General features: G+C 58.5%; 13 protein-coding genes and 1 riboswitch. Of the genes, 9 read left to right on the plus strand and 4 right to left on the minus strand.

Annotated elements, in window-relative coordinates; translation table 11 throughout:
* Positions 1–387: 387 nt before the first annotated feature.
* On the plus strand, positions 388–552 hold the full coding sequence (locus tag H6M51_RS19095; protein ID WP_164855740.1) for a hypothetical protein: 165 nt from the start codon (positions 388–390) through the stop codon (positions 550–552).
* Between the two features lie 525 nt (positions 553–1,077).
* On the opposite strand, the gene H6M51_RS19100 is transcribed toward H6M51_RS19095, so the two are convergent.
* The 3 genes from H6M51_RS19100 to H6M51_RS19110 form a co-directional block, all read right to left on the minus strand.
* Positions 1,078–2,349, minus strand: coding sequence for a Y-family DNA polymerase (locus tag H6M51_RS19100; RefSeq protein WP_185811412.1), 1,272 nt, complete (start codon positions 2,347–2,349; stop codon positions 1,078–1,080).
* On the minus strand, positions 2,346–2,777 hold the full coding sequence (locus tag H6M51_RS19105; protein ID WP_246301846.1) for a LexA family transcriptional regulator: 432 nt from the start codon (positions 2,775–2,777) through the stop codon (positions 2,346–2,348). The genes H6M51_RS19100 and H6M51_RS19105 overlap by 4 nt, the downstream gene beginning before the upstream one ends.
* Before the next feature lie 125 nt (positions 2,778–2,902).
* Complete coding sequence (locus tag H6M51_RS19110; protein ID WP_176951715.1) at positions 2,903–3,742, minus strand: hypothetical protein; 840 nt, start codon at positions 3,740–3,742, stop codon at positions 2,903–2,905.
* 162 nt (positions 3,743–3,904) lie between these two features.
* Here H6M51_RS19110 and H6M51_RS19115 point away from each other — a divergent pair, with 162 nt between their 5' ends.
* Complete coding sequence (locus tag H6M51_RS19115) at positions 3,905–4,252, plus strand: hypothetical protein (protein ID WP_176951714.1); 348 nt, start codon at positions 3,905–3,907, stop codon at positions 4,250–4,252.
* Between the two features lie 464 nt (positions 4,253–4,716).
* Here the strand turns inward: H6M51_RS19115 and H6M51_RS19120 are convergent, their stop codons facing one another.
* Complete coding sequence (locus H6M51_RS19120) at positions 4,717–5,178, minus strand: helix-turn-helix domain-containing protein (RefSeq protein WP_185811413.1); 462 nt, start codon at positions 5,176–5,178, stop codon at positions 4,717–4,719.
* Between the two features lie 740 nt (positions 5,179–5,918).
* On the opposite strand from H6M51_RS19120, the gene H6M51_RS19125 reads away from it, so the two are divergent.
* The 7 genes from H6M51_RS19125 to H6M51_RS19155 all read left to right on the plus strand — a co-directional run bounded on the left by H6M51_RS19125 (position 5,919) and on the right by H6M51_RS19155 (position 12,325).
* The gene (locus H6M51_RS19125) at positions 5,919–6,374 is read left to right on the plus strand and encodes a DUF3846 domain-containing protein (RefSeq protein WP_185811414.1); all 456 of its coding nucleotides are present in this window, start codon (positions 5,919–5,921) and stop codon (positions 6,372–6,374) included.
* A complete protein-coding gene (locus H6M51_RS19130) occupies positions 6,371–7,369 on the plus strand; it encodes a hypothetical protein (RefSeq protein WP_246780579.1) in 999 nt (332 codons plus the stop codon). The genes H6M51_RS19125 and H6M51_RS19130 overlap by 4 nt, the downstream gene beginning before the upstream one ends.
* A gap of 28 nt (positions 7,370–7,397) precedes the next feature.
* On the plus strand, positions 7,398–7,634 hold the full coding sequence (locus tag H6M51_RS19135; RefSeq protein ID WP_185811415.1) for a hypothetical protein: 237 nt from the start codon (positions 7,398–7,400) through the stop codon (positions 7,632–7,634).
* Positions 7,635–7,683: 49 nt separating this feature from the next.
* The gene (locus H6M51_RS19140) at positions 7,684–7,989 is read left to right on the plus strand and encodes a hypothetical protein (protein WP_185811416.1); all 306 of its coding nucleotides are present in this window, start codon (positions 7,684–7,686) and stop codon (positions 7,987–7,989) included.
* Between the two features lie 628 nt (positions 7,990–8,617).
* Positions 8,618–10,222: an RcgA family putative transporter gene (locus tag H6M51_RS19145; protein ID WP_185811417.1), complete on the plus strand. Its 1,605-nt coding sequence runs from the start codon at positions 8,618–8,620 to the stop codon at positions 10,220–10,222.
* Entirely contained in the window at positions 10,212–11,228 is a 1,017-nt protein-coding gene (locus H6M51_RS19150; RefSeq protein ID WP_185811418.1) for a S9 family peptidase, read from the plus strand. Before H6M51_RS19145 ends, H6M51_RS19150 begins: the two co-directional genes overlap by 11 nt.
* 321 nt (positions 11,229–11,549) lie before the next feature.
* Positions 11,550–11,628, plus strand: a riboswitch (SAM riboswitch).
* A gap of 499 nt (positions 11,629–12,127) precedes the next feature.
* Positions 12,128–12,325, plus strand: coding sequence for a hypothetical protein (locus H6M51_RS19155; RefSeq protein ID WP_052642493.1), 198 nt, complete (start codon positions 12,128–12,130; stop codon positions 12,323–12,325).
* Positions 12,326–12,428 lie beyond the last annotated feature (103 nt).

The raw sequence follows: 12,428 nt of genomic DNA on the forward strand, positions 1-12,428 counted from the left end.
AGCCGCTGCAACAGGGCGTCGATGCGGCCGTCATTCGGTATCGGCTGATGATTGGCCTGTGCCGCCTTGCGAACCATGTCGCTACAGGCGAGCTGCCTGAATACGTGAGATCTATCTGTCATCGCTGCCCCTCCGCCGCCAGAACGCCGTGAGGAGTCTCAGGTTCCGATCTGAAGTGATGGAGAGATACGGAGAGGTAAAATCTCTCTCAACATCAACCATTACACCGACAAGGGAGGGTCCGCGTCAATGATGAGCGGTTCCCCCAATTTCGCCGCTGCGCAACGAAATCGGCTCCCCCACGCCCCGCAGGCCGCCTCCGGCGGTCATTGACCCGAACCTCCCTCGTCGATCCCGAACCTTTGTTTTCATTCAAAGGAGCCGACGATGACCACTTACGACCACATCAACGAACTGCGCGCCGAACTTGCAGCGTCAATCGACCAGGCCGAGCGTCAGCAGATCGCAGCCGAGCTGGCGGCGGCCGAAGCGAAGCTTGCCGAAGAAGAGGCCGCATTCGATGCGCTGATCAGCGCCGAGCCGCCCCACTAGGGCGGCTCTTTTCAATGCCGGCGCCTTGGGTATTGTCGCGCTATGGTCAAGCGCGTCTTTCTATTCTCAGGAATAGCCGTCTGCCTGTTTGCAGTCGGCTTCTGGTACTTTGTAGCGAGCCTCAGTTGTGGTCTGGACGGCGCGGGCGGATGTAGCAACCTTCCCCCGGCGCCATGGAAATATCCGGATGCCCTCGCCTACTCCCTGCCGTTCTTAGGCTTGGGCATTGTGTTTATCCTGGCGAGCCGGCGTTTTCGGTAACTAACCACGATCTATAAGAACGCCGATCCTCAGGAGGCAGGGAAACCGCGCCTCACAATGATCTGCCCCCTTCCGGTCGCACCCAATCGCGAGGGCGCGCTTGAGGTCGACGAACTGACAGCTGGCGCCGTATTTCTTCACCAATGCTTTCCGATCAAGCACGGCGTAACGGTCGCAGCGCCGGCACTCGACGTCGATCTTTTCCGCTCGGTAGTCCTTCAGCCGAGGCAGGCTCATCCAAATCCCTCGCTTCTTCTTCGTTTTCTAGCGCGCCATGGCTACGGGCAGTTCTTTGATATTCGTGGTGTAGCGCGGCGATCGACGGTCAAACTTGGTTTGCCAGTCGCGCTTGATGCCGGCCGAGGCCGGGATAAGCGAGCCACGCCCGAATTTCCCATTGACCGCATCCAGGGCGGTCATCAGCCGTTGCGACTGGTCACGGTCCCGCGCATCGAACAGGGGCCGAGGCTGTGACGCCGCCCGCACCAGATCGTTCATGATGATTCCGGCCTTTGCGTAGCGATGGCCGTCCCTGAAGATCTTGCGCGCTCCGCTCTGAGCAGCCCGGATCAGATCAAAAGTATCGTTCGAAGCCTCGGGAAAATGGACTGTCGTTTGAGCAGAGTGCGGTTTGTCCTTCGAGTTGAAGCGCGACGTATGCATGAAGACCGCCATATGTGTCGCCTCGAGGCCATGCCGTCGCAGCTTCTCTCCCGCCCTCATCGCATAGGCCGCGACTGCCTCGAGCATTCCGGCCAGATCCGTAACCGGCGTTCCAAAGGATCGGGTTACGGCGCAGCCCTTCCGTTGTGGCGGCACGTCTTCGAGCGGCAGGCATGAAATGCCCTGCAGCTCCAGAACCGTCCTCTCCCCCACCACGCTCAGAAGATTGCGGGCGAGCCGCGCATCAACACGCGCCAAGTCGCCGGCTGTTTCGATACCCAGGCCGAATAGCTTTCGCTCTGATGCCGATCCGACGCCCCAAACCTCCCCAACCTCGACGCGATCGAGCCAGCTTTGCCGAACGGCTGCATCTGTCAGATCGCAGACGCCGCCAAGCTCAGAGTTCTTCTTGGCAACGTGGTTTGCGAACTTCGCCAGTGTCTTGCTCGGGCCAATGCCGACACAGGTCGGGATCCCGGTCCATTGCTGAACTGTGGACCGAAGATCGCGGCCGAAGGCGACGCGATCGGCGGGCCTGATGTCGGTCATATCCAAAAAGCTTTCATCGATCGAATAGACCTCAACATCCGGAGACCATTGCCGATAGATCGCATTCAGCCTGGCGCTCATGTCGCCATAAAGGGTGTAGTTGCTGGAATAGACCGCCACATCATTGTCACGACAGAGATCGCGGATCTTGAAGTAGGGTTCGCCCATGCCAATGCCGAGCGCCTTGGCCTCCGCCGTCCTGGCAACGGCGCATCCGTCGTTGTTGGACAGAACAATCACCGGCCGCTTTGCGATGGCAGGGTCAAAGACGCGCTCGCAGGAGCAATAGAATGAGTTGCCGTCAATCAGTGCAAATGAGGTCATCCCTGCTTCCTCGGTCGCAGCCAATGGACGTTGCAAAGTGCGACACCCCAGATCTCGACTTCTGCGATCTCTGGAAGGTCGAACAGCGGCATGTCCGAATTCTCAAACATCAGCCGCGGCCGACCGCCCGTCATGCGCAGCCGCTTCAATGATCGCTCGCCGTGCACGGTCGCCACGACAATATCGCCATCGACCGGCCGCACGCTTCGGTCGACCACGATCAGATCCCCATGGAAGATCCCGGCGTCTCGCATCGAATTGCCGTCGACCTTCCACAAGAAGGTTGCCGGCGGGTTCCGGATCAGGAGCTTGGTAAGGTCGATGGACTCTTCAATGTAGTCATCTGCGGGTGATGGAAAGCCGGCGCATAACCCGTGGAGCATGAGAGGCACATAGATTTCTGCCTCGATTTTCAGGCCGGCGAGCATTCAATTGGATCCTTTCACGACTGGTAGCGAAAGGAACAAACAGGGAACACATGGGGCGTCAAAAATCAAGGTAGAAGATTACGCGATCCTAATCGAAGGCTTCGCTTCAAAAGCGAGTGGGGGGACTAATCTCGTTTTCTGTCGCCGCCATCTGCCATCGGATCGTAACCATGCTTGGTCCAATGGTCGTTCTGATCACGCAGCAAATCATAAGATCCTTCAACGACAAACTCGAAATGCGGAGCCTGATCTGGCCTGCGGACTGCCTCCCATAGATGGCCGCTGAGGGCATCTGCAGCTCTTATCTGCGCCTTGGATCGCCACTCATCGTCCCGGGCGCGATCAAAACTCCCTACCATGAGCGCGAGCTCATACAATAACCCTCGAGCGTGAACATATGGAATAAAGCGAAGGTAATGGAGGTTGAGTTCAACGCGTGCTGACCGCTCGCCTGTCGACTTTTGTCGAGCCAGGAGCATTCCGGCTCCCAGCGTCACCTGAAAACTGCCGACCTCGCAGGAGTTGTACCATACGGCGTAGGTCCGCCCGATGTCTGGTGCATCGTAGCCGCGAGCATCAGTGCTTGGCAGCTCTTCGATGGCCCATGGATCCGCGAGGTGCTTATTCAGCAACGCTGCGAACCATCGAAAATCGTGAAACAGAACTTCATGCTCAGGCCGTATCCACGATGAGATAGCGCCACCTCCAGCAAGGCTTTCCGGCTGTCGATGTTGCGGGACATGTCGAGGTCCTTCAAGCAGGGCTAAGACGCCCGAATAGTCCGTGTGAACGACTCTCGCCTCGACGGTATCTAGCCTGCTTTCGATGTGCATAAGTGCGATCGCACCGATTGCTGCAATGACGCCGATTGTCATCCAGAGGTCAGAGATCCCGAAGAAACTCTTCACTACGGATGCAGCAGCCACTGCCGCACCGATACCGAGATAAAACTTAAATCGTCCCACTTCGCGATCCCCCGCCTCTTGCTGAAGAGTTTTAGGGAGGGTTCCGCAGACTGTCCATGCGCAGGTTGTGCTTGTGAAAGCGCAGATTTGCACCTAACGCGAGTTCAAGCCGAGTGGTAGGCTAGAGGGCATTGTCACGATGGAGAGAATGGAGCTCGCGCCATGGCTGACGAAGTAGAAGATCTTTCAAGAACCCTGATCTGGACGGTGGGTATGATCACTCAAGCCGATCCAGACGATCTCAGGCGTGTATCAAGGGCATATCGAGAAGCGCAGGATCTTGTTTCCCAGATCCCGAAGAATGAAGAAGGCGCGCGTCCTCGCATCGTCGCTTGTTTTCACCGCTCAGACGAGTATCGAGCCGCAGACGATATCGCCTGCGTCGGATGGATCCTGACGGCGATCCAGGAGCGCGTGAACGAAGGCGATTTGCCCGACTGGCGGAAACTGCGAACCGTCGTGAAGAAGGCAGTGAAACTGCTACCGGATTCGACACGCACGCTTCACTGAATCCGGTCGCTGCCTTTCCTGACGACAGGATCGTCGATGCCAATCACCTCTGGCGCGTTCGGAGCGTCCAAAAGGTGCTCAAACCCTTCCCACGTTGCCTTGTCCTCAACCCAGCGGAACGGTTTTGCCGGGGGAAGTTGGCCCCGGCTTCCGCTTCGCGGCGCTATGCTAAGCCTCCTGCGGCTTCCCTTTTTCCGTCAAAACCGTGTCGAGAATTCCCGCTTTCCCGCCCCTGAAGGAGGGGCGGCGCTATGCTGAAAGCTCCGATGTTCTTCATTGTCTTTCTCGGATCTCGGACTGGCGCCGATCGATCCGAGCGATGTTTTCGCCAGATCGGCCGGAGAAGGACGCCGCATGAGCGCCGGCTGTTCGCCAAAGGCGGCCGGCGCGCGGCGGAAACCAAATCCATCCCACTGAGGAAAAGTTATGGCGCGGCTTTCGCCGCGCCGATAACGACGATCCGCCTACTTCTCCTTCGTTGTCAGATGCGGGAGAACGACGCGAATTACTTCCAGGCCTCTCGTATCCAGCTTGCGCAGTTCGTTGAACGTGAGCCGTAGCAATCTCGTATGCTCTTTGTCTTTGCCGAACAAGTGAGGAGCCGCATGTTCCAGCAGATCCTCCGGATGAGCCCCGAGAGCTTCGCAGGCATGAACAAGACGACTGACCGTTAGCTTTGACTGCCCTGTTTCATAGCGCGCATAGGTTCGGGACCCGATACCAAGAAGCTTGGCAAACTTCTGGACGGAGAGCCTGCGGTTGGTCCGATGCACTCTAAGGGCCTCGGCAATTCGGGTTTCCAGCTCTTCAGCAAGGAGCACGCGACCATTTTGGGGCTTACGGTAGGTCGGCTTTTCAAGCGCTGGATCATGCACCTCCATGAGCCCGAGGGTGTCGACCCAATTTTCGAAGACAGGACCTGCCATGGCACTCCTAACGTATCCACCAAACGTTGCGTCCATCTAATCCGGACCGCAACCGCTAAGGAAGACCTAAAGTGTACTTTGGTGATCAAATTTGGCGCATCGCTGACGCGACCCCGCTCTATGCCTGCGGCACGGAGCCAGCCAAAAAGCTGTCTCCGCCCAAAGGGGTAGCGATCGGTTGCGCTTGCGGCTTCGCCGCTAACGTAGCGAAAACTCGCGCCACATTGGATCGACTTAGGCTGTTTACATGCGTGATTGATCAACCCATATTGCCCCCGGACGCAGGTAGGTCGTGGCAAGTCTCTAGCCCTTTCTTGTCGCGTACCAACGGAGGCCGCCCCGCCTCGTATCGGGGCGGCCTTTCCTTTTATGCCGATGCCAGGTTCCGGTTCTTCCGATGAGTCATTGCGCTCATGCGCCGTTCACAGAGAAGCAGTGACGCCGGAGGCGTCCATTTTGTCCCTTAGATGAGGGAAAGAGGAGCGCTGCCCCCTCTCCCTCACAAGGGGAAAAAACGGTTTCCCCGTCCTTCCTTCGCTTCGGGCCGAACCCTCGCTTCCGTGCAGGATCGCCGCTCACGCGACGCCCCTTCGGCTTTGCCTCGGGCGGGCGAACCCCCTCCGTTTTTATCCCCTTGCCACCCTCTCCCCCGCTGCTCCGCGCGAGCTCGGGAGCAGGAGCGGGGCTCCTGCCCACGAGGGCATGAGTAGACCGCTTCGCGGAACAGAAAGGGCTAGATAATGACGAGGAAAACGACCGTTTACGTTGTGGACCCCCACACTGAAACCATTCAGGCCGTGGATGTGGAAGCGCCCAGCGCGTTCTCCCAAACCTACACCTTGATTAATTGCCAGCTAGTCGAAGTTGTGCCGTTCGATAGCAACCATGTTCTTATCGTCGATGAAGAGGGTTTGCGGGATGGCCTGACCGCCTTCACCATCTTTGACGGCTACCCGCAGCCATTGGCCGGAAAAATCGTCCTTACCAGTCTGGACGGGGCACACGTCCTTCCGCCGCAAATCAGCATCGAGGAAGCGGCCAACCGATTCAAATGTTGCAAGCCTGTCCTGGACCCTGTGTTTGCCCAACAGGACGAACATACGCCGAAAGGGGTCATTCTTGCCGGTGTGCTGATTGGATTTCAGACGCGCATCGAGCGCCGCACCCCGACCGTGATTAAGGGAGGCGTCCAATGATCGTTGCCGTTGTCGAGAACCGTACCCTCTCCATTCTCGCAGGAACCTTTGCCGCGACCATCGCGGCAAAGGACATCGAACATAGCTTCCATGCCCTCACCCATTTTCCGGAGCGGCGCACCGTCTCCGAACTTGAGGGGCTGGCAGAGCGCCTGAACGACTTTGCCGCCTACATGGTGGAGCTGTGGGAGCAAGCAAAACTGCCCCCGCCGGAAGCTGAACTAGAGGCGTTCGCCCGCCGTCATGTCGAGATCACCCGCAAATATTGGGCAGCGGAAGGCCGTTGCATGAACTGGTTTATCACCGGTCCTGCCCGCTTTCCCGTGGCCCGCAACGAAAAGCGGATGCGAGTTTCAGACGCCCGCCGTGCCGATATCTTGGCCCATATTGCGACCGCGAAAAAGGCGGCGAAGCGCAAGGCGTTTCCTCATGGGACCGATGATGAGCCGATCCGCTCCGGTGATCCTGCCGCTATGCAGCGCATTGCCTCGCGGATTGAAGACCTGGCCCTGTCCATCGACCGGATGAAACGGGCGAACGTCATCATTCGCCGGATGGAGAAGGATCAGGCAAGCGAAGCCGACATTCTGGCCCGCGTGGTCGCAGAAACCGGCATGGACGAAGAGAGGGCGGCGCGTGGCGTCCAGCTTGCCCCTTGGCAGAACCGGCGTGGGTTTTCCACCACCAACACCCGCGCAGAGCTTCGCCGGATGCAATCCCGCCTTGCTTCGCTTGCGGTCATGAAGAAGCGCGGCGACCGGGCCGAAGACATCGAGACCGAGGCGGGCGCCGTCACGGTCAAGGAAAATGCCGACATGGCGCGCATTCAGTTGCTCTTTCCCGGCAAGCCCGACGAGCAGACGCGGCGCACCCTCAAATCTCACGGGTTCCGCTGGTCCCCCTCACAAGGAGCATGGCAGCGCAACTTGAACGAGGCGGGACGCTATGCGGCCAAGTGCGTCTTGAAATCGATCAGCGGCGACAGCGCCGCTTGATCAGCCCGGAAACCAAAGGACCAGAACAATGAATCGCAAGAGCCAGCGCCGCGCCGTTGTGGTGTTTGATACGCCGTCCGGTCTGGGCGGAAGCCATACGGTCGAGGTTGTCGAGGAAATCGGAGACGATAAAGTCAGGGTGCGCGTCTGGTACGGACGCGCCACCGCGACTGGTTGGGAAGCATGGAAGGATTGGGACGGCTATCGGTTTGAGACAGACCGCGCCAGCCTGAAAAATGAGCGGACAATGCCGCTGTTCAAATAGCCCCCTGGGCCGCGCCATTGACGCGGCCCGCTCATCAGGAGGATCACCATTGAGCCGCTACACCGTAACCGTAAGAACAGACGAGGAAGCAGACGAAAACGCCGTGATCGGGTACGACCCGCCGTTACGCACCTTCTTTCTGCAGGCATTTCCAGACGAGGAAACCGATGAATATGCACTATGGTTTGGGACGCTTCTTGAGCAGCACCCGAGCCTTGAATCGATCATCGAAAGCGCTCGCCGTTTTGGCTACCAGGTGGAGGGACTGACGCAGGACGCCATAATCGCGATGACGAAGGAAGCGGGAACGCCGACACCGCCCAGCCTTGGGGAGCGGTTAGGATTGGTGCGCTGACAGTTGTCTGATGTAGTTACGGGGCTGGTTCGAATGAACTGGCCCCGTCGCCTTTTTGGCCATTGCGAACCTGGCCGCATCGAGCGGGCTGCGGTTCGCCCGAAGGGAGCCCTTGCCCCTCCCCTCGGCTCCCCTCCCGCCCGAGCTGACGGCACGGTTCCTCATGTCATTGAGGACGGCGAGCCCGAGGACTCGCCAGCATTCTCATCTCTTTGGCCGTCAGAGAGCTCTTTGTCGCAATTAAATAGCTCGTCAGATAGGCCAGCTTCAGACTGGCCTCTCCGGCACATTTAGGTTGGTACTTGAGGAGTGCCAGGCGTCCTGCTTTCGCACTTTTGGCGTCCTGAACCGCTGCGGAGTGCTGATCGATCAGTTCGCGGAGAGAAGGGGCATCATTCGTCGCACTACTTGCGGTTTCTGATTCAATGAACTTGGTCGCAGATATGCCCAACGGCTGCGTGGGGTCTTCGGTGGTTCTTGCGCCACGGGTCGAACGCGAACTGGATGACAAGAGTAGCATGGCAGATGCCTCACGGATCAAGTTGCATTGGAGGAGCTTTAAGACCATTGCACGAAACAGAAGGCACGATAGGATACGAAACGAAACGAAATCCGGACCCGCAAGTCATTGGAAAAAAACGGTAAGATTTTTGTCCCGCCGCCTAACGACGGGAGCGATTTCAAGGAACTGTTCAAGCAAATGGCCGCAGCTGGAGCCGGCCGACCTTTGGGCGATGACGGTTTTCCGCAAGGACCTTGGACGCCGGAATTGCTCGCTGATACCATTTCCAGGATCGACTCCAACCGTGCCGGAGTGGATCTTCGGACGGTCCAGCTCTGGTTTCAGGAGAACGACAAAGGCATCAGCACAGCCAACCTCCGCTGGCTGGCACGCATCTTCGGTTGCGGCGATCGCGAGGCAACCAATGAGTGGATGGCGGAGCTCAGCGCGGCGCAAGCGCGCTTGACCGCCAAGCGACGGGACAAAAAGAAAAGTGGTAGCCCGGCTACGACCGCGCTGCGTAACATGTCGGCGCCAGCCGAGGAAGAGATTCCACTAACCCCTGTCGTCTCGGTAGACCTACAACCCATGCCGGCCGAGCGACGTTCAAGCCTCGCCCTTAAGACCGAAGGGATGTTCTCTCACGAGGCGCACCTCAACTTGCCAGCCTCCATATTTGCCGGTTCGTCCGCTTTGGGGTTCCTGTCCTTCATCCTGGGGATCCACAGCATCACCTATACGCGGGCGGATGGGGTCGAGAAGCAGGTTGGGTTTCTCTGGGCACCGAACTGGACCTTCCTCTTCATGGTGCTGTTGCCGCTGTTCTTCGCGCTCGTGATCGAGCTTCTCGGCTTTTGGAAACAGGATGGCCGTCTGAGGTTTCTGTCGGAGGTCGATCGTCCGACTAGCGGCGACTCCTGGAGGCAGAATCTCAAGACCAATTCCCACACCTATTGGGCAGTCTTCGTCATCTGCATTTTGTTCGCAGGCGTGGTTCAATGGATCGGGGTGCAGCTTATCCCGCTGCTTGAACAAAAGCAGGATTTCGCGCCGAGCTGGGGGACGATCGGCATCATCCGGCCCGATGTTGTATCGACGCCGGCGGCCATCGTGTTTACCGCCCTCGCCTATCTCTACATGTCATTTAGCTTCTACCTGCTATTCGCTGGCCTGATCCTGCTTCACACAATCGTCCACGATCTATGGAAGCTGAAAAGAGAACCCAGGCTGCGGCCCGATCAGGAAACCACGACTAGCGATATCGGTTTAAGGGTCATGCGGGGCGTTTTCAGATGCACGGTTCTTGTCGTCCTCGCCGCCATCTGCATGAAGGCTCAAAGCGCCTATCTCGCCTCTCAAGGCCCCGATTTCGTAACATGGTTGGTGCGCGATGTGTGGGCAACGCTGACCGCTTACGATGATGGTGATCGCATCTTCGAATACAGGCTTCCGACCCACTACAGCAGCTTGCTCGTAACACTCTCGAGCTGCAGCGTCTTTGTGTACGGAGCAATCCGTATCGGTGACGACAACCGGCTCCGTGGGCCGCTGTGGAAGATGTCAGCCGTTATCGTTCTGCTATTCGCGTCATATATGTTGATCGACGCGTTCGATGGGTTCTCGATCTTGCTGATCGTTACCGGACTGATCGCGACCTATGGCCTGCTCGATCCAGAATTCGGCCCGGGTTGGCGAGCCGGCGAGATAAGAAGCGACAGCCATGTTTCATAACTGGTTAGATCGGTGGGACGAAGGCCGCGCTCAGCGGGGCGAAGAGGCTAAGAAGGTCACGGATCTCATTCTGGACGCCGATCGCGCGTTCCCCGGAATGGGCGCGGTTGAAACGGTAGATGAGTTTTGCGCTCTTGCGGAAAGGGCCGCTGCTGATCCGGGATTCTTCGATCCGCCCGACACAGGTGACGATGCGTTTGAGCTGCGAGACGGCTTGCTTACATTCCCTTCCGACGTTCCAACCGATGTCGCTGAAAACAACCTTGCGTGGGCCCGGATCACCGAGAGCGGAAAACGCGATAAGGCAGTCGTGATATTCCATCACTGGAACGCCGAAAGCCGGAACCGGCAGATTGCCGGGTTCCTCTCCCGGCAAGGGATCACGGTTATCGAGATCGCCATGCCTTACCACTTGGAGCGCAAGCGCCCAGGCTCGCTCTATGCCGATTACATGCTCAGCGCCAATCTCGGCCGAACGGTGCAGGCCGTCAGACAGGCTGTATGGGACGGGCGTAAGCTTATCCGCTGGCTGAAGCGCGAGGGGTATCGGGATGTTTCCGTCCTCGGGATGAGTCTTGGTTCCTGGATAGCCGGACTGGTCGCGGCGCATGAGACCGCCGTTTCTCGGGCGTCGCTCTTCCTCACGGCCGGAAGCCTTGCCGAAATGGTATGGACCGGGCGCGCAACCCGATCGATCCGGAAGAGCCTCGAGCCGCATCTTACCCTTGCCCAGCTGCAACGAGCGTGGGCACCACTCAATCTTGAAAACCATGTAGACAAGCTGGCGCGGCCAAGCCTCGAAATTCATGTCATCCTAGCATCGAGGGACACGGTTGTTTTGCCGGACCTGTCAGAACGCCTGCTAAAGCGGCTGCAGAATGCCGGAGCCAGAGTAAGCGTGCTGCGGCTGAATTGCGGGCACTACTCTCTTGGGCGGCCACCCTACATCTTGGGAGCCGGATGGAGCCTGAAGCGGTTTCTGTTGAAGGAAGGCTGCGCCATGTAGGCGTCGTCTCGCAGCAGATGAGTGCCCTACAAACACAAAAGCGGGGACACATTGGAAAAAACCTTGCGGGATCGGTTGTCAGACGGCGGGCCATGCGACAAGGATATGGTACCCGCTCCAAACGGGTTCGGAAGCGCCGAGAAGAGGGGAATCGGCTTTGGATGCCGCTCCTTTCTTCTCGACTTCGCGATTTACAGTACAGCCCAGCCGGTTTGGACCCGCCTAGTCGATGGGTGTGGAAGCCATCGCGTCTACAAATCACGCACCTGAAACCAAACCAAACCCCGTTAATTGACGCAAGACCCGCGAAGGCGTAAGGCAGCCTTATCCCGTGGTGATTTGGCCGGTCGGCTTGCAGCCACGTTAAACAAGTGGCTAAATAGACTGGGTTTACGAAACCGGTCCGTTCTCGCGACCGGTTTTTTTGTGTTCGAAATCCGGTGCGTTTGAGCGCCGCATCGAGCGGCACCCAACCGCAATGAGGGGAGCCCCCTTCGGCCCCTCCCCTCAAACTCCCCTTCCCCCTCACGACGGACGCGCCCCGCAAGCGGGACGGCTCACTGAGGCTTGTTGTCGTTTCCGGCTAGGAGCGTCGACGCGAGCTCAACCACCGCTGCAGCATCACGGCGATGGAGATCCGACCTGGCGGCCGGATCACGATTTGCCGGTTGAAGGCGAAGACGACGGCCGGGGCTACGAAGGCCGCGTTTTCAGGCCGCTCCTTAGTGGCCGTACGTAATCTAATGCTGCGCACGATACGTCAGGCCCCGCCTTGGCGTGCAACCCTAAAGGGTTCTCCTCTCCACTTCGCTCCGTTGCGATCGCTGCGCGATGCACTCGGCGGTTCCAGCCGTATTCGAGCTTCGCGATTACGCACAACCACTAAGGAGGAACCTCTGATGAAAACGCTCGTAACCTTCTGCCAGAAAACCGGCCGTCGCCTTCGCCAGTTCATCAACCGGCAAATCGCGAAGTTGTCCCACAAGGGCCAACTTCGGTTCTCCATCGCCGTGATGCTTCCGCTCATCGCCAAGGTCGAGTTCAGCTATCAAGTCGAGCTTAACAGCAAGGCCGGAAACGACAACAAGCCTCAGTGAGGAACGGCCGCACCCTGCCCTGCAGGGTGCGGCCTATCCGTCGTGATCCCGTACCTGCGGCCTTGCACGCGCCCGCAGGAAGCATATTTGCTGGAAGATGACA

The organism is Rhizobium sp. AQ_MP, assembly GCF_014237835.1.
Lineage (GTDB): Bacteria > Pseudomonadota > Alphaproteobacteria > Rhizobiales > Rhizobiaceae > Allorhizobium.

What these genes read in the sequence shown, in the direction of transcription:
- H6M51_RS19125 (WP_185811414.1), top strand. Translation starts at nt 5,919, where the DNA reads ATGACGAGGAAAACGACCGTTTACGTTGTGGACCCCCACACTGAAACC.
- H6M51_RS19115 (WP_176951714.1), top strand. Translation starts at nt 3,905, where the DNA reads ATGGCTGACGAAGTAGAAGATCTTTCAAGAACCCTGATCTGGACGGTG.
- H6M51_RS19120 (WP_185811413.1), bottom strand. Translation starts at nt 5,178, where the DNA reads ATGGCAGGTCCTGTCTTCGAAAATTGGGTCGACACCCTCGGGCTCATG.
- H6M51_RS19130 (WP_246780579.1), top strand. Translation starts at nt 6,371, where the DNA reads ATGATCGTTGCCGTTGTCGAGAACCGTACCCTCTCCATTCTCGCAGGA.
- H6M51_RS19150 (WP_185811418.1), top strand. Translation starts at nt 10,212, where the DNA reads ATGTTTCATAACTGGTTAGATCGGTGGGACGAAGGCCGCGCTCAGCGG.
- H6M51_RS19135 (WP_185811415.1), top strand. Translation starts at nt 7,398, where the DNA reads ATGAATCGCAAGAGCCAGCGCCGCGCCGTTGTGGTGTTTGATACGCCG.
- H6M51_RS19105 (WP_246301846.1), bottom strand. Translation starts at nt 2,777, where the DNA reads ATGCTCGCCGGCCTGAAAATCGAGGCAGAAATCTATGTGCCTCTCATG.
- H6M51_RS19095 (WP_164855740.1), top strand. Translation starts at nt 388, where the DNA reads ATGACCACTTACGACCACATCAACGAACTGCGCGCCGAACTTGCAGCG.
- H6M51_RS19100 (WP_185811412.1), bottom strand. Translation starts at nt 2,349, where the DNA reads ATGACCTCATTTGCACTGATTGACGGCAACTCATTCTATTGCTCCTGC.
- H6M51_RS19155 (WP_052642493.1), top strand. Translation starts at nt 12,128, where the DNA reads ATGAAAACGCTCGTAACCTTCTGCCAGAAAACCGGCCGTCGCCTTCGC.